Annotated in this window: 26 protein-coding genes; 12 read left to right on the plus strand and 14 right to left on the minus strand. The window is 46.3% G+C overall.

Annotated features, from left to right (window positions below):
• Positions 1–389 precede the first annotated feature (389 nt).
• The 4 genes from NG795_RS15990 to NG795_RS16005 all read left to right on the plus strand — a co-directional run bounded on the left by NG795_RS15990 (position 390) and on the right by NG795_RS16005 (position 4,106).
• Positions 390–680, plus strand: coding sequence for a beta/gamma crystallin-related protein (locus NG795_RS15990; protein WP_367289652.1), 291 nt, complete (start codon positions 390–392; stop codon positions 678–680).
• Positions 681–1,028: 348 nt separating this feature from the next.
• Complete coding sequence (locus NG795_RS15995; RefSeq protein ID WP_367289653.1) at positions 1,029–2,696, plus strand: ABC transporter ATP-binding protein; 1,668 nt, start codon at positions 1,029–1,031, stop codon at positions 2,694–2,696.
• A 43-nt stretch (positions 2,697–2,739) separates the two neighbouring features.
• Positions 2,740–3,600, plus strand: a complete 861-nt coding sequence (locus NG795_RS16000) for a class I SAM-dependent methyltransferase (protein ID WP_367289654.1) — start codon at positions 2,740–2,742, stop codon at positions 3,598–3,600.
• Between the two features lie 260 nt (positions 3,601–3,860).
• Positions 3,861–4,106 (plus strand): hypothetical protein, encoded by a 246-nt coding sequence (locus NG795_RS16005; RefSeq protein WP_367289655.1) that lies wholly within the window; start codon positions 3,861–3,863, stop codon positions 4,104–4,106.
• Positions 4,107–4,225: 119 nt separating this feature from the next.
• Here NG795_RS16005 and NG795_RS16010 read toward each other — a convergent pair whose 3' ends face one another.
• On the minus strand, positions 4,226–4,798 hold the full coding sequence (locus NG795_RS16010; protein ID WP_367289656.1) for a Uma2 family endonuclease: 573 nt from the start codon (positions 4,796–4,798) through the stop codon (positions 4,226–4,228).
• Between the two features lie 178 nt (positions 4,799–4,976).
• Here NG795_RS16010 and NG795_RS16015 point away from each other — a divergent pair, with 178 nt between their 5' ends.
• A complete protein-coding gene (locus NG795_RS16015) occupies positions 4,977–5,600 on the plus strand; it encodes a Uma2 family endonuclease (RefSeq protein ID WP_367289657.1) in 624 nt (207 codons plus the stop codon).
• 18 nt (positions 5,601–5,618) lie between these two features.
• Here NG795_RS16015 and NG795_RS16020 read toward each other — a convergent pair whose 3' ends face one another.
• The 7 genes from NG795_RS16020 to NG795_RS16050 all read right to left on the minus strand — a co-directional run bounded on the left by NG795_RS16020 (position 5,619) and on the right by NG795_RS16050 (position 8,428).
• The gene (locus NG795_RS16020) at positions 5,619–6,029 is read right to left on the minus strand and encodes a putative toxin-antitoxin system toxin component, PIN family (protein ID WP_367289658.1); all 411 of its coding nucleotides are present in this window, start codon (positions 6,027–6,029) and stop codon (positions 5,619–5,621) included.
• On the minus strand, positions 6,022–6,435 hold the full coding sequence (locus NG795_RS16025) for a helix-turn-helix domain-containing protein (RefSeq protein WP_367289659.1): 414 nt from the start codon (positions 6,433–6,435) through the stop codon (positions 6,022–6,024). Before NG795_RS16025 ends, NG795_RS16020 begins: the two co-directional genes overlap by 8 nt.
• 90 nt (positions 6,436–6,525) lie before the next feature.
• Positions 6,526–6,981, minus strand: a complete 456-nt coding sequence (locus NG795_RS16030) for a type II toxin-antitoxin system VapC family toxin (RefSeq protein ID WP_367289660.1) — start codon at positions 6,979–6,981, stop codon at positions 6,526–6,528.
• Positions 6,981–7,241 (minus strand): hypothetical protein, encoded by a 261-nt coding sequence (locus tag NG795_RS16035; protein ID WP_367289661.1) that lies wholly within the window; start codon positions 7,239–7,241, stop codon positions 6,981–6,983. Before NG795_RS16035 ends, NG795_RS16030 begins: the two co-directional genes overlap by 1 nt.
• 72 nt (positions 7,242–7,313) lie before the next feature.
• Entirely contained in the window at positions 7,314–7,760 is a 447-nt protein-coding gene (locus NG795_RS16040) for a type II toxin-antitoxin system VapC family toxin (RefSeq protein ID WP_367289662.1), read from the minus strand.
• A complete protein-coding gene (locus NG795_RS16045) occupies positions 7,757–8,002 on the minus strand; it encodes a hypothetical protein (protein WP_367289663.1) in 246 nt (81 codons plus the stop codon). Before NG795_RS16045 ends, NG795_RS16040 begins: the two co-directional genes overlap by 4 nt.
• Positions 8,003–8,167: 165 nt before the next feature.
• A complete protein-coding gene (locus tag NG795_RS16050) occupies positions 8,168–8,428 on the minus strand; it encodes a hypothetical protein (RefSeq protein ID WP_367289664.1) in 261 nt (86 codons plus the stop codon).
• Between the two features lie 199 nt (positions 8,429–8,627).
• Between NG795_RS16050 and NG795_RS16055 the strand changes: the two genes are divergently transcribed.
• From NG795_RS16055 to NG795_RS16075, 5 genes are all read left to right on the plus strand, one after another.
• Positions 8,628–8,936 (plus strand): hypothetical protein, encoded by a 309-nt coding sequence (locus NG795_RS16055; RefSeq protein WP_367289665.1) that lies wholly within the window; start codon positions 8,628–8,630, stop codon positions 8,934–8,936.
• A gap of 4 nt (positions 8,937–8,940) precedes the next feature.
• Positions 8,941–9,396, plus strand: coding sequence for a hypothetical protein (locus NG795_RS16060; protein ID WP_367289666.1), 456 nt, complete (start codon positions 8,941–8,943; stop codon positions 9,394–9,396).
• A 427-nt stretch (positions 9,397–9,823) separates the two neighbouring features.
• Entirely contained in the window at positions 9,824–9,994 is a 171-nt protein-coding gene (gene psb34 / locus NG795_RS16065; protein WP_367289667.1) for a photosystem II assembly protein Psb34, read from the plus strand.
• A 120-nt stretch (positions 9,995–10,114) separates the two neighbouring features.
• Positions 10,115–10,285, plus strand: a complete 171-nt coding sequence (gene psb34, locus NG795_RS16070) for a photosystem II assembly protein Psb34 (protein ID WP_015146721.1) — start codon at positions 10,115–10,117, stop codon at positions 10,283–10,285.
• A 103-nt stretch (positions 10,286–10,388) separates the two neighbouring features.
• On the plus strand, positions 10,389–10,766 hold the full coding sequence (locus NG795_RS16075; protein WP_436836057.1) for a histidine triad nucleotide-binding protein: 378 nt from the start codon (positions 10,389–10,391) through the stop codon (positions 10,764–10,766).
• Positions 10,767–10,823: 57 nt separating this feature from the next.
• On the opposite strand, the gene NG795_RS16080 is transcribed toward NG795_RS16075, so the two are convergent.
• Positions 10,824–12,455, minus strand: a complete 1,632-nt coding sequence (locus tag NG795_RS16080; RefSeq protein ID WP_367289668.1) for a methyl-accepting chemotaxis protein — start codon at positions 12,453–12,455, stop codon at positions 10,824–10,826.
• 237 nt (positions 12,456–12,692) lie between these two features.
• The gene (locus tag NG795_RS16085; protein ID WP_367289669.1) at positions 12,693–14,234 is read right to left on the minus strand and encodes a methyl-accepting chemotaxis protein; all 1,542 of its coding nucleotides are present in this window, start codon (positions 14,232–14,234) and stop codon (positions 12,693–12,695) included.
• 788 nt (positions 14,235–15,022) lie between these two features.
• Here NG795_RS16085 and NG795_RS16090 point away from each other — a divergent pair.
• On the plus strand, positions 15,023–16,615 hold the full coding sequence (locus NG795_RS16090) for an Hsp70 family protein (protein ID WP_367289752.1): 1,593 nt from the start codon (positions 15,023–15,025) through the stop codon (positions 16,613–16,615).
• 442 nt (positions 16,616–17,057) lie between these two features.
• Here the strand turns inward: NG795_RS16090 and NG795_RS16095 are convergent, their stop codons facing one another.
• Positions 17,058–17,573 carry a L,D-transpeptidase gene (locus NG795_RS16095; RefSeq protein ID WP_367289670.1) on the minus strand — a complete coding sequence of 172 codons (516 nt, stop codon included), beginning with the start codon at positions 17,571–17,573 and terminating at the stop codon, positions 17,058–17,060.
• Between the two features lie 110 nt (positions 17,574–17,683).
• The gene (locus NG795_RS16100; RefSeq protein WP_367289753.1) at positions 17,684–18,352 is read right to left on the minus strand and encodes a bifunctional 4-hydroxy-2-oxoglutarate aldolase/2-dehydro-3-deoxy-phosphogluconate aldolase; all 669 of its coding nucleotides are present in this window, start codon (positions 18,350–18,352) and stop codon (positions 17,684–17,686) included.
• Between the two features lie 408 nt (positions 18,353–18,760).
• Here NG795_RS16100 and NG795_RS16105 point away from each other — a divergent pair, with 408 nt between their 5' ends.
• Entirely contained in the window at positions 18,761–20,980 is a 2,220-nt protein-coding gene (locus NG795_RS16105) for a protein kinase domain-containing protein (protein ID WP_367289671.1), read from the plus strand.
• A gap of 144 nt (positions 20,981–21,124) precedes the next feature.
• On the opposite strand, the gene NG795_RS16110 is transcribed toward NG795_RS16105, so the two are convergent.
• Positions 21,125–21,307, minus strand: coding sequence for a hypothetical protein (locus tag NG795_RS16110; protein ID WP_367289672.1), 183 nt, complete (start codon positions 21,305–21,307; stop codon positions 21,125–21,127).
• Between the two features lie 383 nt (positions 21,308–21,690).
• The gene (gene ftsH3, locus NG795_RS16115; RefSeq protein WP_367289673.1) at positions 21,691–23,529 is read right to left on the minus strand and encodes an ATP-dependent zinc metalloprotease FtsH3; all 1,839 of its coding nucleotides are present in this window, start codon (positions 23,527–23,529) and stop codon (positions 21,691–21,693) included.
• Positions 23,530–23,610: the final 81 nt, after the last annotated feature.

The raw sequence follows: 23,610 nt of genomic DNA on the forward strand, positions 1-23,610 counted from the left end.
GTCTCGACTAATCTCGAACAAGATTAAGGTTTTATCCTCAATCAAAAACAACAAGTAAAACTAGCAAAAAGGAGATTAATCATTATGTGGCGTCCTATCAGATTCTTCTAGAAAGAAAAATCAATTGCGGTCTCAAATTGATCAGTAATTGAAAAAAGATGTAGGGTGGGCACTGCCGTCAGCGCCTATCCTACATTTTTTGTTGGTGACCTTAAGTTAATGACAAAATCTGGTGCAATGGGTGGAAATTAGAGTTCTCGTGTTTAAGGCTGGTTTCATCGGGTGCATTGAGTCAGGGAAAACTGTAGCTAACTCGAAAAATTCAGAAAGTGACTTGGGAAATCGTCTTAAGGGTGTAAACACTTCAAGAACCAGGAGAAAGCGAAAAAATGGCAAAAGCAAAACTCTATACCGACATCAATTATCAAGGAAGAACAGTTGATATCACTTCCGACATAACCGACTTAACAACTATTGAATTTAATGACAAAGTGTCATCTGTCATAGTTGAAAGTGGCACATTTACGCTTTACAGTGACGTTCTTTTTCAGGGATATTCAGTCACTCTCAGTTCTAAGGGAGGACCATCAAACGATGGGAAATACCCCTCTTACGTATTCTTAGGAGGGTTGAACGACTATTTTTCATCTATTAGAGTCAACTCTGTTGAGCCTAAATAAAATGCCCATCAACTGGAAATAAAAATCGCTATAGGGGGGAATCCCCCCTATTTATACCAAATTCGGTTGGTAAAAGTCGGTTTTCGGTTTTAGCCCGCGCAGGCGGGCTTTGTCCGTATAGCCCCACCCTTGAGGGTGTGGGTTTTTATAGACCTATCACAACCGGATTCCGTATTAGTAGGTATATAGCAACCCTAAATCATTTTGGCAATGGATCCGACGCCCGATTCCCTTGGAATGCGAGCATTTTGCTCGCTATCTCTATGTCAAACTGATTTAGACGCGCTATATATCAAGATGATAATTTTGAAATCCTAAATCATGCCTGTAGACCAACTCCCCTAACTCATGGAACTGATTTGGTTCTTTAAAACCCTAAACAAATACATTGCCTCCTACAAAGGGCAATTCATTTTACTGTTTATCTGTCTAATATTCGATGCCGCCTTTGATTCAGTCTTCCGAGCCAGCTTAAAATTTATCATCGATGCCGCCATCGTTCCCCAAAACTATAGTCTTCTGGTTCTAATCCTATCCTTGCTAGTCGTCGGAGCAATTCTATATGCCTGCATCGGTTTGCTAGGAATTTTCCTAGGAGCGCGTTTGGGCATTTTAATCACCAACAATATCCGATACTCTCTATTCGAGCATCTCCAAAGCCTTTCAATGGAGTTTTTTGGGCGACGTTCAGCCGGGGATATTGTCAATTGTCTCATCGCCGATGTCCAAAAGGTGGAAAATGGTGTAATTACAATGGGACTGACAGTTGTTGTTTTAGAACTGTCTAACTTCCTATTTTCTCTGGTTTTCCTCTTATTACTCAACTGGCAATTAGCCCTGCTCAGTTTAATCGGTTTAACCCTCTGCACCATTGCCCCAGCAAAAATTGCCAGTCTTGCCACCGAAGTTGGCTATAAGTTGCTGCAAAAAGAAGGACAGATTGCCAGCGTCGTCGAAGAGAATATCCTCTCGCAAACCGTTGTCAAGATATTCGGGCTGGAAAACCAACTGAGTAAAGATTTTTCCAACGCATTGAATGACTTAAAACAGGTTTATGTCCGCGCAACCTTTCTATCCTACTTAGTGCAGAAAGTTCCCATGATTGGTTTTGTCCTGACGCAGCTTATCGTTTTAAGTATCGGTGCGGTCATGACATACCAGGATATCATTTCCGTAGGCACCCTTGCCTCCTTTCAAGTTTTAATGCTAGGATTGAATCTCAATATCCTTGGTTTAACTTCGTCACTGCCTGCATTTATCGATGGAGTAGCAGGGCTGCAACGCATCAGCGATATTTTATCAGAAACTCCGGCGGTTCAGGATGCAGCCGATGCGATTGATTTACCTCACTTTTACCGGGAGATTAACTTTGACAATGTTAGCTTTAGCTACTCCCAAGATAGAGGAGGAGTTAAAAATCTATCCCTGAAAATTCGCCAAGGAGAGTTCGCTGTATTTGTAGGTCAAAGTGGAGCAGGCAAAAGTACAATTGTCAACTTGCTGACGCGATTTTACGATCCAGATAAAGGACGCATTCTGTTTGATGGAGTTGATTTACGTCAGGCAACAATACGCTCCCTCCGTTCTCAAATCGGACTGGTTTCTCAGGATGTTATTCTCTTTAATTGCTCAGTGCGAGAAAACATCCGCATGGGCTATCTAGAAGCCACTGACGAACAAGTGGAAGCCGCAGCTAAAGACGCCGAGATTCACCAATTTATTTTGTCCTTACCCCAAGGCTACGATACACTGGTTGGTGACAGGGGCGGACAGTTATCAGGAGGACAACGGCAAAGAATCGCTTTAGCTAGGGCCTTGGTGAGAAATCCAGCCATTCTGATTCTCGATGAAGCCACATCCGCCCTCGACCCTGCCACCGAAGCCAAAATCCTCACCACTATCGAGCGCATTAGTAAAGAACGCACCGTGATTTTCATCACCCACCGCATAGCTAATGCATTGCGTGCGGATGTCAGTTACGTGATGGAAAACGGCAGCTTGGTCGTGAGTGATTGACCCGCCAATTTGACCTATAATGAACATTTTGGAGTTAAAAATTATGACCGACACAAATGATTACAAATGGCTAATTCCCTCTTCTCATAACCTAGGCTCGAAATCTATTGAAGAAGAGAAAGCTCTCTGGGATAAAAGTCACGAAGATTATACCAACACCGCTTTCAGCCTCACCCAAGACCCCAAAATCTGCAAAACTTTAATCCGTCCAGAGCATTGTCCCGGCTATGATATTCCCAACTCGCCTGATATCAAAGTCCTAATTCCCGGTTGTGGCTCGGAAATTTATCTTCAGAAGACATTATTAGAACTTTGCCCTAAAATTGGACAAGTCTACTGTACCGATTTTTCCAAAACAGCCCTTGAAAAATCACAAGCCGATTGGGAAAAAACAGAGGGAGATTCTCGACTCAATAATCAACAAATCGTATTTGAGGAAGTAGACTCCACGCGAATCACTGAACAAAAACCGGAGTGGAATGAGAAATTTGATTACGTCCTCCTCGCAAATTCTGTAGTTTCCAGCGAGGATAAAACAAACCGCGCGATGATTCGGGAATTTGGTAAAGTTCTTAAACCCGGTGGCAAGATATACGGATATTTCCCAACCACCTTATGCTTCTTAGAAATTGCCTATTTTAGTCGCAAACACGCTCACTGCGTTACCGAGGGATTTATCGATGTCTACGGCAATAAAGTTTGGGACGCTGAGTGGCAAGAGGCCCAGATTTATTACACTCCCTTGCGGTTAAATCGCATCTTTAAAGAAGCAGGATTAAAAAAACTCAGTTTGGAGATGCAGTTTTTAGACTATGAGCCTTTTGTGTCCCTGTTTAAAGAGATGATAGAGCATGACGATCCGGATATTTTTCTCTGGCATCTTCTAGTCCGTTATGAAAAATAGGACTTAGGTATTTAGGCGAAGCATCTTCCTCGATGCTTCGTTTTACTAATCCATTCTTCTGGAGTTGCCCACCCGACCCGTGAGGGTGGTGCGTAAGTCCTAATTATGGCAACACTCGCACCAACAAAGCTGGAGTCACTATTTGAGTGCCTTGATAGTATTTTAAAGAGAGCAAAGGGTTATCTACTGAAACTAAATAATCTGCTTTTGCCTCATAAGCGGCTGCCAAAAATTTATTAGACCTCTTGCAAAAAAAAGGATTGATCCCCCCAACCCCCCTCGCTTACGTTGTAGCAGGCCCCCTAGCCGATCGCATCTTTGAACCTCTGATGGCGGCTGACGGTTTACTCGCTGGCAGCATCGGACAAATCCTTGGCGTGGGTCCAGGTCGCGGGATTGGCCTACTATTTATTACAATGGAAATTATCGCCATCATCGTCACTGTTGCCGTTTACCGCTATCCTCGCTTGTGGTTTATAGAACGCGAACTGCCCGATGTGATTTAGTGCTTCGGTAATAGCCGCGTTTTGGTGCTGTTTTTCAGGCTCGAAAGATGGATTCAGTGCCTGCGCGGGAATGACAGAAAAGGTAATAATGATGATAAAATAAGCAGGCTCGATCTTATCTACAAATACCGGGATAAACTTAAGTTAAATCCGGGCAGAATTTCTTCCCCTGATAACTCGGTGGGTAAATCGCGCACTTCTATCTCTTGTCCCGGTCGATAAATTTCCACTTGTTGCTGTTGGGGGTTTATCAACCATGCCAATTGCACTCCTGCATCCATATATTCGCCCATTTTCTCCTGCAACATTTCTAAATTATCGGTGGCTGACCTTAACTCGATCGCAAAATCGGGGGCAATCGGCGGAAATTTGCGTCGTTGTTCTGGCGTCAGAGCCTCCCACCGTTCCCGGCGAATCCAAGCAGCATCAGGGGATCGGTCTCCACCATTGGGTAACTTAAACACCGTAGACGAACTGAAGGTATAACCGAGAGCAGTTTGTCGATTCCAGATGCCTAAATCAATAATTAAGTCAGCTTCTCGATTGCCGCTATCGCCGCCAACAGGTGACATAATAATTAATTTGCCTTTAGCTGTGCGTTCAAATTTTAACTCGCGGTTATTTTGACAAATCTCGTAGAACTGTTCGTCACTGAGGTGAACGGTATCTAAATTTAATGTCAAAGCAGTCATAACCCTATACCTCAACGGAATAGCCCTAAAAATTATATCATATTTTTTTAAAATCAAGCGGTTAGTTTCCCAACAAATTATCACAAAAATCAAATAGATTTGCCAAAATAGAAAGTTGTAGTCCTTCCAACTTTGTGAACCCCTCGCACGATCGCAGTTTCTCTCACAGAAGAAGTAGATGCCACAATCCAACCCAAACCCCCAATTCGTAACCTTTGATGAGTTTATCGCGGGGTATCCAGAAAACTCAGAACACCGCTATAAATTGCACAATGGAGTCATTGTTGAGATGCCTAAACCCAAGGGGAAGTATTCAGAAATTGGTGGATTTTTAACCTATCAACTCAATGTTGCGATTGAGACTCAAGGTTTAAACTGCTTTGTCCCCCGCGAATGTGTGGTTAAACCGTTGCGGGACGAGTCTGGATACGAACCAGATGTTATTATCCTCGATCGCCTGTCTCTGAGGGACGAACCGCGTTGGGAGGCAGAATCAATCGTGACAATGGGTTCCTCGATACGTCTGATTGTTGAAGTGGTGAGTACCAATTGGCGCTACGACTATTGTCTCAAATCTGCCAATTATGAAGAAATGGGAATTCCAGAATACTGGATTGTGGACTATCTCGGTTTAGGAGGCAGGCGCTTTATTGGCAATCCCAAACAACCAACTATTTCTATTTACCAACTGGTTGATGGGGAATATCAAGTGAGCCAATTTCGCGGAAATAACCGGCTTGAATCGCCCGGGTTTCCGCAACTCAATTTAACTGCTGAGTCGGTTTTTCGTGCTGGCGGTTAAAGGCAGAACTAGGTCGCTCTATTTCACAAATCGCACAAACAAAGCTGGAGTCACGATTTGAGTGCCTTGATAGTATTTTAAAGAGAGCGAATGGTTATCCACTGAAACTAAATAATCCGCTTTTGCCTCATAAGCGGCTGCCAAAAACTTATTATCATCGGGGTCAATTTCATCAAGGCGCGTGGCTTGATATGCACCGGGAATATGCAAGGCGATCGCTCTGATATCGACCAGTAAATCTTCAATATCGGCTGGATCGACTCCCCGCCTCATCAGCCGACTGACTAGCTCCTGAAGCAAAGGTGGAGCCATGACTAAACTAAACCTTCCCTCACGCCACAATCTTAAAACTTGGCGGGGACTACTGTTACTTGTTGGACGAAGGAGCGCGGCAATAAATACAGAAGTATCAATCACAACTTTAAGCATCAAAATTCGTCCCCTTTACAGAGGGTTCTGACTGCTCCCGCTGGGATGCAATCCGCTCGACAGTAGCTTCAAAACTTTTCCAGATTTCTTCAGATGGACGGGGTGGCATAGCTTCAGAACGGGCAAATGCTCTGTTAATTATCTCAGAAGCTTTGCTAAGTTCTTCTGCACTGGGAGGAGTGGTATCTCTCTCCACTTCCTCCCAGTCTAAGACGAATAAATCGTTGGGAGTACATTGAAAAAAATCGCAAAGTTGAGCCAAAGTATCAAATTCTATAGCCCTTGCTTCCCCGGTTTCTAATTCTTTAAGCTGTTGTTCATCAATTCCCGTCAGTTCGGAAATTTCCCGGTTGCTGATATCGCCGTAATTTGCCTTTAATTGAGCCAGTTGAGTTTTAACTTTCATCTGTCACCACCTCTTCCCGGGTAATTTTTTAGTCTTGATTATAGCAGATAAATTCGCTGATTATCCTCATCAACCCTACAACTGAAATGTCTACTCGCAAGGGGGCGATCGCCTATCCATCGGATGCACTGCCGTCACTTCCCCATACCGGGCAAAATCCTTGGTATTAAACGTCAGAATATGAGTCAATCCATGCACCACCATCGCCGCCACCAACCGCGCATCATGGACATTAACACCCCTCACCCCATAAGTCAGCACCAACCGTTCCCACTCAGAATAAATGGTTAACCTATCGGGTAACAGCAAAAAAAGCCCTTTTAACCGATTCACTTCGGCGGCGGCTTCCGCTGGAGTATGCCCTAACACATTCTTCTCCGCAGGGCGGGTGTAAACATTCCAAAACTCGATTAAATTTTGGGGAATGATACAAAGCTGATGCCCTTGACTGCGTAAACTTGTTGTTGCATTGATGGCATCGCTGTGCATGGCATGGAGAGGGTCGGCACTCCGCAATAAAATATTAGTATCAATCAAAAATGACATTAACCCCTCTCTCCATAAATGCTTTCTCGGCTAATCGCTTCATCGGATAAAGAGGGCCGATCGCCCGGATGACTAGCCGCCCACTCCCGAAACGCTTTGATCCATTCTTCTGGAGTAGCAGTTTCATAAAAAGGACGCTCTTTCTCAGATTCTGACGGGTTTTCTGGGTAGGTTTTCAGCTTTTCCTCCAAAAGCGATCGCTCCTCTGGGGAAAGAGATTGAACGACTTGGGCTAAAGATTCCACTAATTTAATGTTCATAAATTCTCCTATCATGCTGTAGTCTGGAGCAGAAAGCGGGTTTATTAAATAACCCTCACATTCATCGGCTGATTAAACTTCTAATTCCCCAACAACAATAATTTTAACTTCGGTTACCCGCCTCAGTTGCACATCATTGGTTAAAAACGCCTCACAGCCAGCTACTAAAGCAGTCGCAATTTGCAAAGCATCTGGTAATTTCAATCGGTATCGTGCCTCCATATCTGCTGCAAGTCGCCCAACTTCCACATCAATATTAGTCAAGGTTATCCCTTGGGTATTCGTGAGCAAATCTAAAAAATTTTGCTGTAAAGCGCTGTCACCCAGTCGGAGTGGTAAAACCATACATTCTGCTAAAGTCACGGGAGAGGATATTGCCCGCAACTTACCCCTTTCAATTTCTTGAAATAAGGCATCTACTACAGGAAAGAACGGAGTTACCCCCTGCACATAATAAATCACCGGGGCCGTATCGAGATAAATTTGGGATACCCCCCTGAGCGCCGATTCAATCTTCATAATCCCTCAAATATCCGCTTTTCTCGTTCTGTCCATTCCCCCCGTCCCTCATTAACCCAATCCTGAGCATCCTGCCCCTCTAGCAAGTTGGGCGCTATCCCCCTAAACTCACTCAGCTTGTGTTTTTTCGGTTTAACCGTTTGCCGCTTCAGTTGCTCCGTTGCATGGCTAATCACCTGCAATTGTTCCTCGGGACTCAGTTGCTCAATTTCCCGTAACACTTGCGCTAATAACGGACTCATAACCCCAACCTCCTAAGATTTGCCTAACTCGCTACATCTAATTTAGCGCTTGCCGCCACCGTTACATTCATCGGGTTTATAAATTTAACCCCTTCTCTAAATTTAATCCCTCAAAACTCAATAAGTTACTATTCATTACTCCCCCAAAAACTATCAAAAATGGCATTAACCCCTCTCTCCATAAATGCTTTCTCGGCTAATGGCTTCATCGGATAAAGAGGGCCGATCGCCCGGGTGACTCGCCGCCCACTCCCGAAACGCTTTGGCCCTTTCTGCTGGAGTGGCGGTTTCATAAAAAGGACGCTCTTTCTCAGATTCTGACAGGTTTTCTGGGTGGGTTTTCAGCTTTTCCTCCAAGAGCGATCGCTCCTCTGGGGAAAGAGATTGAACAACTTGGGCTAAAGATTCCACTAATTTAATATTCATACCTTCTCCTGTCATGCTGGGGTAGGGAGCAGAAACCGGGTTTCTTCAACAAATATAAGCGAAAATTCCCGAGCTTGAGTTCCGGTTTCTGGTCCCTGTTAGAAAGGTGGGGTAAAACAGGAATAGGGGTGTAAAATTGAGGGGGGTCTAGGCGGATCGCCCGCTTTTTTAAGCTCGTGAAAGCAGAATCTAAAAGTGAATGGAAAACGAAGGCACGGCTTTTTATAGAGGGGGTAGCAATTTTGCTGCCAAACCCTCGGAAGTTAGAATAGATGCGGAAACCAATACCGTTAAACCCACTCATGGCATCTCGATTCATAAAGATGCCACTATCATGAGACGTTTTGGAGGGGCCTATAAAATCTTGTTTCTGCCGGAAACGTTAAAATTAGTTCAAAGAGGACGAGATCGGGGTCATTACGAAATTGTCCCGAGAGAGGCTAATTTACTCACCTACGAACAATATCAAGACGAGTTAAACAAAATCAAGGCCGTTTTAGAGGAATAGCAATATGGAAACTGCACCGAAACTGATATTTAAAGATGGCTGGGATGAAAGAGATGAGGTGGAAACGCCCATGAAAGGATGTAGAAGCGATGGAATCGTTGATTGCGGTGATGGCACAACCTATTCAGTTTATTTTATTGATCCCATTCGCTTAGAGCAAGATTTAGAGGCGGAGGTAGAATGTGGTTCCCCTTTTCTGGCCCCACCGGGATTGATTGTGGTACCCGAGGTGACGCGAAGTGCTATGGAAACAGCGATCGCCCAATTATGGAAGCAAGGATATTTTGAGGCGTTGCAGCCACTACAACAGAAAAGGGTACCACAGACAATCGGGGATGTTTCTAGATCAAAGGAATTCCACAAGAGTCTGGATGAACTAAGACTGAGCAATTTCTTGGCTAAAGAGGATGAAACCTTAGAATCTTTAGGGGAAAGGAAGCTGAAGAATCAGATTGAGTAGCAACAGAACTGGAGATTTTGTTGCCTAAGCCTGAAACTGTTGATTTTTCCTTTGGGAGTGTAAAATTCTCTCCCTCCATTACTAGAGAGTGCCACAGGCGATCGCCTCGGCGGTCATAATTCAGCCCCGTTGATCAAAGTATTTCTGACTCCTAGGGTAACTGGAGCGAGGACGATCTCAAAATATTCGTTTACCCACTTACACCCACAGAAACCCCCTAGGGTGCATCAAGTGGTTCTTTTTCAGCTTTAAGCTGTACTGGGGGACAGGCATCACCCGCTGTTCTCCTACTCTACATTCTTTCCCTCCCCGCCTCCACTTCAGCCGGGATGTGATCAGCATCACCGACTCTCCTGCGTCAAGTCACTGCAACACTTCTTAACATTGCGTTACATTTATTTACATAAAGACACCGAGGAAAAACGAAATGTACACCAGCACTGACGAAAAGGGAATCCTGAACAACTTTGCCACCGAACCCAAGCTGTATCACGCTGATTATCCGACTCCTGAAGAGCAAAAGCGTTACATTGCTTACGGTGTGGCCTCAGCATTACTTGTGGCCTTGAGGATTTTTACCGCTGTCGCCATCAGCTAATCTGTAAGGGTTGATGAAGGGTAAGCGTCTTTACCACGCTTAATGCCCTAAGTCAAGTTAGAGCAAGACTTCTTAATATTGCATTACATTTATTTACATAAGCCAGCGAGGACAAACGAAATGTACACCAGCACTGACGAAAACGGAATTCTGAACAACTTTGCCACCGAACCCAAGCTGTATCACGCTGAGTATCCGTCTCCTGAACAGCAAAAGCGCTACATTGCTTACGGTGCGGCATCTGCGTTACTTGTGGCCCTGACGATTTTTACCGCAGTTGCCATTAGCTAATCTCCAAGTTTCGATTCAACTCTCCTCTATAAAGCGTCCCTACTGGTTAGGGGCCTTTTTTTTGTGCCGGAGGAAATTGTCAGCGATCGCCTCTTCCCCTAAGATGGCAACTAGCGGCACTTACAACAAACCACCCTTTATGACTGAGACCATTTTTAGTAAAATCATCCGTCGGGAAATTCCGGCTGATATCGTTTATGAGGATAACTTGTGCCTCGCCTTCCGAGATGTGAATCCTCAAGCGCCGGTTCATGTTTTGGTGATTCCCAAGGAACCCGTCGCCAAATTATCTGATGCAGAGTCCAACCATCATGCCTTGATGGGTCATTTGCTCTTAACTGTTAAGCGCGTCGCCGAACAACTCGACCTCAAAAATGGCTATCGAGTGGTGATTAATTGCGGGGACGATGGGGGACAAACGGTGAATCATTTACACCTGCATATTCTCGGGGGACGGTCCCTTGGTTGGCCTCCTGGATGAGGCGATGAGCGCCGATTTCGCTTAATTTTAGGGGCAATTCACCCATTGCCCCTCTCTCTAAACAATGGTTTTGAGACTATGGGCCGCTTCATTGAGCTTTTGAATCCCGACTTTGGTTTGGGTGATGCCGCTGGCGGTTTGGACGGCACCTTGGTTGAGATTATTCATCGCTTCAACCACCTCTTGAATGGCGATCGCCTGCTGTTTAGCGGTTAAAGAAATTTGTTGATTGTTGACCACCACCTCATTGACCGCTGTTAGGGAATTTTGTTGATTTTGTAACACCACGTCATTAATCGCTTGGACCACCCCTTCCGAGGATTTTAAAACAATTTCCTCGATCGCCTCGGTGACCTTAATAAAAGCATCTGCTGTATCTCGGGACAATTCGATGCCGGTTTCGGCAGTTTTGCGCCCTTCATCGGTTACCATCACCGTAGAATTAATCGCACTCTGAATCGCAAATACCAACTGATTAATCTTCTCAGCAGATTTTTTACTTTGGTCTGCCAGCTTTCTAATTTCACTGGCAACCACGCCAAATCCTTTGCCATGTTCTCCCGCGCGGACTGCTTCTACTGCCGCATTGAGAGAGAGCATATTAGTTTGATTAGCCAAATCACTGACGAGATTCGTAATCGAGCCAATTTGATTAGTTTGTTCACTCAACCGCAAGATTTGCTCGGCGATCGCCGCGACTTTTTCTTTTAAAATAGACATTCCCTCTAAAGTCCGACCCACGGTTTTGTTCCCACCTTCGGCTAAGGTGAGGACCTGACGGGACCCCTGGGCTGAAGACTCGGCTAAGGATAAGACATCTCGCGCACCCACCACGGATGATTCTGCTAATCCTAAGATTTGACGGGCATTTTCCGCAGCAGACTCAGCTTGTTGTACGGTTTGCGCTGAAGAGACCCCCAGTTGATGCATGGTGCTCGTTGTTTGATTGGCAGAAGAAGCTTGATAGCTGGCACTGCGTTCTTGTTGTTCCACTGTGGCAGAGATTTCGCTGGAAGAGGTGACGATCGCATTAACCGTTTCATTAATGGTTTGATTGGTTTTGGCGATCGTTGACCAAATCAAAGAAGCAGCCACAGTCCCTAAGAACAAAGATAATAAGGTAGTGACCATTGCCGCCCCAATTAAAAATCGGATACTCTCCTGGGCTTGGGCTGTATAGTCATCCAGGATCTTCTGCTCATTATCATTAAAAATTCCCCCTAGGTTATCCAGCCTTCCCACCAGTGTTTTGGACTCTCGCAAGTAGAGATTGACGGCTTCATCATGTCTATTTCCATTTTTTAATTCTAGGGTTCTCAGAGACATCTGATAATACTCTTGACCAGCCAGAATCATGGTTCTATAAATTTCTTGTTGTTCCGGCTCGTGGATTAGAGGTTCTACTATCCTAGCGGCAGTATCATACCGTTCTTTTTGGTTCTGAAATTCTAATAAAGCCTCTTCGCTCTGTATTAGTAAATATCCGCGAACTTGCCGCGCCATCATCGCAGTGCTCAACACCATTTCATCGGTGTAAGATAAAATTCTTTGCGCTCTACTCACCTCATTAAATTTTTCCGATATTTCACTCATTACGGAATACACCAACCCACTAAATACCATAATTAAGAAGACCGGAATTGAAAAGCCTAAAAAAATGCGGCCTCTTAACTTTAAATCTTTGAACATGGGGGCAGTCTCCTTCAGCCAATGGCTCCTATCTCTGATCCTAAAAATATTGTAGCTAACCCCCCAGAGTTTAGACGGGGATTCGGATCCTTTTGAAGGAAAGAGGAAGAACCATAAATTTAACCCAATAGGTGGACGTACTTAGGGGGAAAATATTTTGAATACAGACTGTCCACCTCCAAAAAAAAGTGCCGTTATTCCGAGGGGGAAAATCCAGTAAATTATCGGGAATATTACTTAGACCAAGGCATTCAAATTTTGGGCTGTTTCATTTAATTTATGAATGCCGATTTTGGTTTGGTTAATGCCGTTGACGGTTTCTACGGCACCTTGGTTGAGGTCGTTCATGGCGGTGACCACCTGGTTAATGGCGACCGCTTGCTGTTTGGTGGTCAGGGAAATTTGCCGAGAGTTGAGAACGACATCATTAATGGCATTCAGGGAGGCTTGTTGATTGGTCAAAATCACCTCATTAATCGCTTCGGTGACTTTGGAAAAGGCTTCGGCAGTTTCCCGAGAGAGGGTGATACTTTCCTGGGCTTTTCTTTTGCCATCTTCCGTGACGGTAACCGTTGAAGCAATGGCGGATTCTATATTAACGATCAGGGTACTAATTTTCTGGGCGGAGGTTTTACTTTGGTCGGCCAGTTTGCGAATTTCTGTGGCAATCACGCTAAATCCCTTGCCATTTTCTCCGGCGCGAACGGCTTCTACTGCGGCATTGAGGGCCAACATATTGGTTTGTCCAGCGAGGTCACTGACGAGACTGGTAATGTTACTAATTTGGTTGGTTTGCTCACTCAAACGGAGAATTTGGAGGGCAATGGCTTCTACTTTGTCCGTTAAAACTGACATTCCTTCTTGAGTGCGCTCCACGGCTTGGATGCCGCGATCGGCGAGGGTTAAGACGTCTTGAGCGCCTTGCACTGAAGATTCTGCAAGCTGCAAGACTTGATTGGCGTTGTTTTCGGAGAATTGGGCTTGTTCGGCGGTGAGGGTGGAGGAGGAGCCTAATTCGGTCATTGTGGCACTGGTTTCGTTGACTGAGGTGGCTTGTTGAGAGAGGGTGCGTTCATGTTGCTCAACGGTGGAGGCAATTTGGGTCGATGCGGAGGCGATCGCATTGGTTTCTTGGCGGATAACTCGGGCAATGCTGGAGGAAATAATCAGGGCCACTCCCACCGCAATGCCCACTAATAATAAACAGCCTAGGGTGATCCACATCACTAGGGCTTGTAAAGTTCGGGTGGACTCCTCATTTTCTGATAACAACAAGGTTTTTTGCTGGGCTTCAAACTCCTCCGTAAGTTCTTTAAATCGAGTCACTAATTGTGTGCCTTTTGCCGTGGACCATAGGGTGATCGCCTCCTCCTTTTTCCCGGCATCATAAAGGTTTCTTACCTCGTTGTAGAACTTGATGTAGTCTCTAGTTAGGTCAATCATCTCCTGAATCACTTCTCGATCTTCGGGAAGCACATACAGTTCTTTTGCTTGCTCCACGAGGTTATCAAAGTCGCTGACTGCGCTATAATATCGGTTGAGATATTCTAAATTCCCATTCACGAGATACCCCCGGGCCTCTCTCACGATACCTAACGCGGTATTGGTGATATCATTTAAGGTGATGAGTCGGGCTTGAATCAATTCAACATTTTCAAAAGAACGACTGACTTTTTGAGCAGATTCATAAGTAACGATCATAAATCCGGTAATGGCGATCGCGATGGGGATGCCATATCCCAATACCATCTGATTTCGGAGCTTTAAATTAGCAAACATAGTCGGTGATTTTCCTTTTTTAATACAACAAATAATGACTTGATGTCAATCTTTGAGTCATTGCTGCATTGACCTAAAAAGTAAAAATGCACTAGCTAAATACGTTTAGATCTGTGCTGAGTCGAGTGAAGTGCAGCTACATCCCCGGTCTTCAGTCCTTTCAGGCTTAAAATCACTCCCTCATGAAGAGTGAATCCTTCGGTCAGCCATCTCCCTGAAGGTTTGATAATGTTCCTGCCGCTCATGATTCGATTTCAAACTCCTCATTTTACAGCAGTCAGCCGACTATAAAACCCCAGCCCGATTACGGAGGGAATTTTAACTCAATCCGCCTTAATTTTCCGATTTACCCCACATTTACACTCTCTATTATTATCGCCCAAAATGGGGACAAACATCCCAAGCATTCAGGATAGTTTACAATTCGCATTATCTTTTAACAATTTTTGAGAGAGTTTTTTGTTTCTATCCACTAAAACCTTGTTACAGTCAGGGTTTCCCCAGAGACCCTAGATTGAAGGCCCCTGATTGTAGGCCGCCTAAATCATGTTTTCCCAAACCCGGGTTTATGCCCTAAACTGCTCCATATTCTGAAGAACGGGTTGAGATCTTCAGATCATTGATCGCTGATTGGAGATAAATGATTAAGGATTGTTAAGACTCCATGACTCACTCTGACTCCCTAGGGAATCAACCCCATCTCAACTCGTGGAGTGAATCACCTTCTCCTGTGGTTGGATAGGATATTAGCTAAAGCATTCCTAACTGTCTTTGAACCCTATAGCCCAATGGCGATCGCAATTGATTTTGGCACAAGCAACACCGTAATCTCGCGCTGGAATAGTGCAACCCAACAACCGGAAACCCTGAAACTACCGGGATTATCCTGGCAGTTGGGTCAAAATCCACCCTTAATTCCTAGCTTACTCTATGTCGAGAACGCCACAAAACAACAAGTGGCGATCGCCCAACAAGTCCGCGATAAGGGCCTCGACCTCAAAACCGACCCCCGGTTCTTCCGCAGCTTTAAACGCGGCATCGGCACCGATATCCAGGGGTTCCTCCCGGAACTCGATGGCGAAATCGTCACCTTTGAAAAAGTCGGGGAATGGTTCCTCACCGGACTGGTGGACTCCCTGCGCCAAATCCCGCTTCCCGTAGACTCCTTAATCCTAACCGTTCCCGTGGATAGCTTTGAAGCCTATCGCCACTGGTTGGGACAAGTCTGCCAATCCCTGCAAGTCGAACAAGTCCGCATCATCGATGAACCCACCGCTGCTGCCTTGGGATATGGACTCACCGACGGCGAAAACTTGCTCGTTGTAGACTTTGGCGGTGGCACCCTGGATTTATCTTTAGTCCAACTGGATAAAACTGCCGGGAAACAACCCCTAGGATTTCTCCTCAAATGGGGGGATAAACTATTTGCTGAAAGTTCGGGACAAAAAGTCAAAACTGCTCGGGTTTTAGCCAAAGCCGGGAATAACTTAGGCGGCACTGATTTAGATAATTGGTTAGTCGATTATTTTGCCGAAACTCAAGGCATGGCCAAAACACCCTTAACCACGCGCTTGGCGGAACGCTTGAAAATTCAACTCTCTTTACAAAAACAAGGGAAAGAGGTTTATTTTAATGATGAAACGTTGGAAACCTATTCCTTAGAATTAGACCGCCGTGGTTTTGAGGAAATTCTGGCAAGTCATCAGTTTTTTGAATCTTTGGATGATGCCATGAATCAGGTGAGTCAACAAGCGCGACGGCAGGGATTGGATTTTGCGGATATTGATGCTGTGTTGTTGGTGGGGGGAACGGCACTGATTCCGGCGGTTCAGAATTGGGTCAAGCAATATTTTGATGAGAGCAAGATTCGGTGCGATCGCCCGTTTGAAGCGGTTGCTCAAGGTGCCCTGCAACTGAGTCAAGGCATAGAAATCAAAGATTTCCTCTATCACAGTTACGGCATCCGCTACTGGGACCGACGCAATCAATGCCATAATTGGCATCCGTTGGTGCGCGAAGGACAACCCTATCCTATGAGTGAACCTGTGGAATTAATGCTTGGTGCCTCATTAGAGAATCAGCCGAGTATTGAGTTAATTATTGGGGAATTAGGAGCAGATACTGGAGGAACCGAGGTTTATTTTGATGGCGATCGGCTAGTCACTAAGCGATTAGAAACGGGAAAAATAGCCGTGCAACCCTTGAATGATAAAGAGGGGGCCAGAAGTATTGCCAAGCTCAATCCGCCGGGACATCCGGGGAGCGATCGGGTGAAGGTGTTATTTCAAGTGGATGAACAGCGCTTTTTGCGAATTACCGTGGAAGATTTATTCACCAATCAAATCTTATTGGAGGATCAAGCGGTTGTCCAATTGAGTTAAATAATAGAGCGGTTCTCGAACTCATGAGGTACAGATTGCTCTCAGGAGTGGGTTGGTAGCGAGGGTGTGGAGTGCGAGCATCTTGCTCGCTTTCTTCAATAGCAAGCAAGATGCTCGCACTCCAGAAGAACGACTAAAGTCGTTACTACGAACTGAAGAGAAATTCCCCGGTTTGTAGTAACGACTTTAGTCGTTTCCGGATTAAGAACGACTGAAGTCGTTACTACGAACTGAAGAGAAATTCCCCGGTTTGTAGTAACGACTTTAGTCGTTTCCGGATTAAGAACGACTGAAGTCGTTACTACGAACTGAAGAGAAATTCCCCGGTTTGTAGTAACGACTTCAGTCGTTTCCGGATTAAGAACGACTGAAGTCGTTACTACGAACGGAAGAAGGATTTTCTTAGTTTGTAGTAACGACTTTAGTCGTTTCCGGATTAATGTTAATAATGAACTACAATCGGCGTTCCCACCTCGGCCCAATTAAATAACCATTCAGCATGATTGACCGCAACATTAGTACAACCGTGACTCATGGGCGTGCCAAAATTGTTATGCCAATAGGCACCATGAATGGCATAACCGCCATAATAGTACATGGTAAACGGAACGTCCGGAACATCATAGGTGTCTCCTTGCATCCGGGTGACTTCATACTTGGTTTGAACGGCAAAGGTACCTGGAGGAGTCAAATGCCCTTCTTTCCCTGTAGAAACACTGACGGCATAGACGACTTTATTGCCTTCCCATGCCATTAATTTTTGTTCTGTGAGGTCAATTTGAATCCAGCGATCGGGAGAGGATTGCAGATCGAGCATCATGCGGGCAATCCGGTCATGTTCTACCGCTTGAGCAACTTGGGGTTGAGAAAACCCACAGAAAGCAGAGAGGGTCACGGCAGTGATTGCGCCCAACAAACGAACGGGACTCAGACGGATGCAGCTGATGTTTTTTTTCATGACAATTGATATCTCCTACAGACTTGTTGAAAACGGGGTTTTGTGTTAAAAAGGGCGTAAGTTGGGGGATTGGGACTGTGATTTGAGAGTTAGCTACAATCCCAAAGGGGTTAATTTCCAAAGGAGGTTATCTCATTATTATTAAAGTTTTGGATAGAAAAGGTCAAGATTCGGGCCTGGTCCGAGATAGCGTCCCAATCTTGGTCGGCGAGCAGTTTTTTGGGAAATAAATCCCCAGAGAGTCCGACAGCGATCGCCCCTGCTTTGAGAAAATTGATGGCATTCTGGAGATTGACCCCGCCGGTGGGAATTAAGGGAATGTGACCCAGGGGGCCGTGAAGACTTTGGATATAGTGCGGGCCACCCACTGCTGAGATAGGAAAGACTTTAACGCAATTGGCCCCGGCGTGCCAAGCGGTGACGATTTCCGTCGGAGAAAGCGCGCCGGGGATGATGGGGATTCCAGAAGCAGCAGCGACTTGAATCAGGGCCGGTTCAGTGTGGGGGGTAAACAGGAATTGAGCACCGGCAGCGATCGCCCGATGCAAATCCACCTGATTTAACAGAGTGCCAGTGCCAATCGTACAGTGCGGTAAATCCGATCGCAGGATATCAATCAGGTCATCAGGGCGATCGCTATTCCAGGTAATTTCAATCAGGTGAATCCCGCCTCTGGCAACCGCCCGGGCCATTTCATACCCCAATTCAAAGGTTGTCGCACGAATCACCGCGATCGCACGGTATTGTTGTAATAATTTTAACCAAGACTTTTCAGACATCATCCTTTGACGTTTCTACAATCTGGCCTCTTGGGAGAATTCAGACCCCTTAATATCTCAACCCTTGCTGGCCTCCACCTGTGATTCTTGCTTCGTCAGACCCTTCCCCCCTTTCGTGAGCACTCCTTGTTATCGTAATGGAAGGAGCGTACCGAAGAGATCATCAAGAGGCGATCGCGAAGATTTTCTGGCCCTCGCCGTTCAACCCCGTTCCCCTACTCTGCCTAGTCCGCCTGTGCCAGAAGCACCCTTTACTGACCTATAACCTCTACCCTCAGTTGTCAAGATTCCCGCTTAATTAATTCATCGGGATGATATCAACACCTTAGAATTAAGTCTAATATTAAAAAGTCCAGGCATCCCTGACCAGCCTATTATCGCCGGGATATTGCAAGCCCGTAGCCATCCATGAGCTACTGTATCAACCCCTCCTGTCCCAGACCCACAGACCCCTTAAATGCCAAGAATCGCATTTGTCGCCAATGCGGTTCGGAACTTGTTGTGGCAGGACGCTATCGCATCGTGAAACTCCTGGGGACCGGCGGGTTTGGACAAACCTTTGAAGTAGACGATCGCGGGTTTCCCAAGGTCTTGAAAGTCCTCACGGAACAAAATCCCAAGGCCATTACCTTATTTAAACAAGAAGCCGCTGTTTTACAACGCCTCAGACACCCCGGCATTCCAGCAGTGGAACCGGGCGGTTATTTTACCTTTACCCCTCGATATAGCAAGACCCCAGTCCATTGCCTGGTGATGGAAAAAATTCAGGGTCAGAATTTGGAGGAATGGTTAGCCAGTCGTAACCATGAACCGATTACCCAACAACAGGCAGTGGGATGGTTATTACAACTGACAGAAATCTTGCATCAAGTTCATAATCAGCAGTATTTTCATCGCGATATTAAACCGGCCAATATTATGCTGCGGGACCCCGCCCAAATCAAAGCGTTCGGAACTGAACAATTAACCTTAATTGACTTTGGTTCCGCCCGGGAAGTCAGCGGCACCTATCTGGCAAAAATGGCCGTAGGAAAACAGGGAACGGTGATTTCTTCTAAAGGATATGCACCGCCGGAACAGGAAAATGGTAAACCCGTTCCCCAGTCCGATTTCTTTGGGTTGGGACGGACATTTGTACAGCTACTCACGGGGAAACATCCCCTAGATTTTTATGACCCGCTCAATGATGAATTGCGCTGGCGACAGGCAGCCCCTCATATTTCCCCAAAATTAGCCGATTTTATCGATGAATTGATGGCGCGGTTACCGGGAAAACGCCCCCAAAGTACCGAGGTGATTTTGCAACGGTTAGGGGAACTTGATGTGATGTTGCATCAGAGGAGAAAATCTCGGGGCCAGTTCATGGTGTTGAAGCCCCCAAATCCACTGCTAGATAAGCTGGAACAGTGGAAAATGCAATTGGTTTTGGGGGGCGGGGTGGTCCTGTTTGGGGTGGTTGCCGTCACTCAGGTGAATGTGTATCGGCTTGGACTCTCTAGCATCGGGAATGCTGGCGCTGTGGCAGAACAATCTGCCTTGGAGGTAACTCAGGAGGTTTTGCCTGTTCCAGAGAATGGGGGAGAAACTGCTGTCGCCTCGGTTAATTCCCCAGAAAATTCGGCCCCAGTTAAGGCAGATTCAGGGAAAATATCCCCGGTTTCACGGTCCGGCAACCGGCAGTTATCCCGAACCATTGCGGTTAATGATATCAAGTTGTCAAATACTTTAACGGGACATTCCCAAGACGTGCGATCGGTAGCGGTGAGTCCCGATGGACTGGCGATCGCCTCGGGAAGTTTTGATGGCACGATTAAAATTTGGAATTTAGAAACCGGCGCTTTAATTCGTACCTTAACCGGACATTCCGATGCCGGAGAAATGGTTTCATCGGTGGCGATCGCCCCCAATGGAACTCTGTTGGTTAGTAGTAGCAATGGTTACGGGGGAACGATTAAAATTTGGAATTTAGCCACCGGAGAATTATTATCTACCATTCCTGGGACATCTTTGGGAATTTCTTCCATTGCCATTAGTCCCGATAGTAAACTTTTAGCCAGTGGTTCGGAAGAGGGGAATATTTACCTGTGGAATCTGGACTCAGGGGAAGCCATTGGAACCTTAAACGGTCATTTAGGAACCGTCTTTTCTGTAGTGTTCAGTCCCGATGGTCAAACCCTAGCCAGTGCTTCTGAGGATGGTTCGATTAAATTATGGCCAGTTGCCAATCAATCCACGGAATCCGGATTAGCACAAACCGAAACCCGGCAACTCTCCGGCCATGTGGGGACCGTGTTTTCTGTGGCGTTTAGTCCCAATGGCAAGATGCTGGCATCCGGGAGTGCAGACAATACGATTAAATTATGGGATTTGAGTAAAGGTCAAGAAATTAGTTCATTCTCGGGTCATGCCGGAACGATGTTTTCTGTGGCCTTTAGTCCCGATGGCAACACCATTGCGGGAGGTACGTTAACGGGTCGAATTAAACTCTGGAATTTAGCCAGTGGAGAACTGGTAGAAACCTTGTCCGGACATTCCCGATGGGTGGAATCCATTGTGTTTAGTCCCGATGGGGGTAGACTCGCTTCCGGCAGTGGCGATCGCACCATTAGGATCTGGGGAATTCGGTAAACGGTATTCAATTGAACTCGTAGATTAACGCTATGTTGTTAAGTATTCGGTGATTTTTGTATTGCACCCTTTAGGACAGCCAGACCCATAAAGGAAGAAGAGTTTCTCTTGAAAATAGACTGGACATCAATTCTAACAATCAGACTACGAGCGATCGTCGCAGCGACGGCCATCATGAAGACCACAGCGGGACTCATTGGACATTAAAATCTCAGCGGTGCGATCGGACTCCACCCCTTGCAGCGAAGTAGAAGCAAATCCAGCGAATTGCACAGCAGCCGTAGAAACCAACAGACCGAACAGTAAGACCGAGGTAGATAAACGCATGATTGACTTCCTTCCGTTTTAGATTGACTTTCTATAACGGAGAATAGCCAGACCCACAGCGTGGCGTCTCCTACTGTGGTGTCACTTTCAAGAGCGTCTACCCACCCGCAACCCAGGTTCTAGGCGGATAATCTCTCCCCATACAAAAAGGACTGTGCCATCTCGACAACTGGTTGTTCGTTCTGTGGTGGGGTTCAGAAACCGGGTTTCTTTCCTAAATTTAGGGTGTTGAGGCAAAAATTATCGCAAAAACCCGGTTTCTGGGTCCTGTGGTGGGGATTCAAAAACCGGGTTTCTTAGTCCTTATTGTAGGGGCGCTTCGCGAAACGCCCCTACAGGTGGGGGATTTATCCCCAGCAGGGTTGCCTGTAAAGGCTTGTCGATTAGGCGATCGCCGCCATCTTGACATCGCTATTAGCTAACAACTCTTGCAATTCATCCGCATCCACGGTTTCCTTCTCAATTAGGAGTTGGGAGAGTTCATCCAACACCGCACGGTTGGAAACGAGCACCTCTTTAGCTCGTCCGTAGGCTTGTTCCACCAGGTTGCGAACTTCATCATCAATGGCTGCGGCGGTTTCTTCGGAGAAATCACGTTCCGCCATGATATCGCGACCGAGGAACATATTGCCTTGCTGACGACCGAGGGCCACGGGACCTAGGCGATCGCTCATCCCAAAGCGAGTCACCATCTGCCGTGCGACTCGTGCCACCTGTTGCAAGTCATTGGAAGCACCTGTGGTAACTTCTTCCTCACCGAAGACAATTTCTTCAGCAATCCGACCGCCAAGGGCCACTGCCATCTGATTTTGCAGATAGGACCGGCTGTAGAGACCGGAATCCATACGTTCTTCACTAGGAGTAAACCAGGTTAAGCCACCGGCACGTCCCCGAGGAATAATGCTGATTTTTTGCACAGGGTCATAATCGGGCATCAAGGCACCAACTAAAGCATGACCGGCTTCATGGTAGGCAACCAGAGTTTTGCGTTTCTCGCTCATCACCCGGTCTTTTTTCTCGGGTCCGGCAAGGACGCGATCGATGGCATCATTGATTTCATCCATCGAAATTTCGGTCAAATTGCGTCGTGCAGCCAGAATTGCGGCTTCGTTGAGCAGGTTGGACAGGTCAGCACCTGTAAAACCGGGTGTCCGACGGGCGATTTTGTCTAGGTCCACATCCTTTGCTAGGGTTTTACCGCGAGCATGGACGTTGAGGATTTCCCGACGACCCGCATAGTCAGGGCGATCGACCACAACTTGGCGATCGAAACGACCCGGACGCAATAAAGCGGCATCGAGGACATCAGGACGGTTGGTTGCAGCAATAATAATGATGCCGGTGTTGCCTTCAAACCCATCCATTTCCGTCAGGAGTTGGTTGAGGGTTTGTTCCCGTTCATCGTTACCACCGCCTAAACCAGCACCCCGTTGACGACCTACGGCGTCAATTTCATCGATAAAGACGATACAGGGAGCGTTGGATTTGGCTTGTTCAAACAAATCGCGGACGCGAGAGGCACCGACCCCCACAAACATTTCCACAAATTCTGAACCAGAGATGGAGAAGAAGGGGACGCCAGCTTCACCCGCTACGGCTTTTGCCAGGAGGGTCTTGCCGGTTCCCGGAGGGCCGACTAATAAAACACCTTTGGGAATTTTGGCACCAACAGCGGTAAAGCGATCGGCATTTTTCAGGAAGTCTACTACTTCGCTCAGTTCTAGCTTGGCTTGCTCAATCCCAGCGACATCCCCGAAGGTGACTTGGGTTTGGGGTTCCATTTGCACCCGCGCTTTCGATTTGCCAAAGTTCATCGCTTGAGAACCCGGGCCATTTTGAGCACGACGGAGCAAGAAGACTAAGCCCACTAAGAGGAGAACAGGGAAGAATAAGCTACTGAGTGCTTTGAACCAGAAGCCTTCATCACCTTGGGGGGAGACTTCAATATTGACCCGGTGGTCCGTGAGGATGTTGAGAAGTTCCGGGTCATTGGGTAAATTGACTACGACCTTTTTACCATCCTGAGCGGTGACTCTAGCTCGGGAGCGATCGGAGCTAATAACGACTTTATCAATGCGGTTGTTTTGAACTTCCTGGATAAACTGACTGTAGCGCCAGGTTTCCTCAGTTGATGTTTGATTTTCAAAAAATGTGGTTGCCAAGAAGATGACAACGATCGCCAGCATTGCGTATAGTCCGGCGTTTCTCCATTTTTTATTCACCAGCGGTCCTCCTAGTTCTGGAATGGGGGGTGTTTGGGCTATTTTTATTCTACTCTGTTAACTAATGTTAACGTATTATCA

It is taken from the genome of Laspinema palackyanum D2c (genome assembly GCF_025370875.1).
Taxonomy (GTDB): domain Bacteria; phylum Cyanobacteriota; class Cyanobacteriia; order Cyanobacteriales; family Laspinemataceae; genus Laspinema; species Laspinema palackyanum.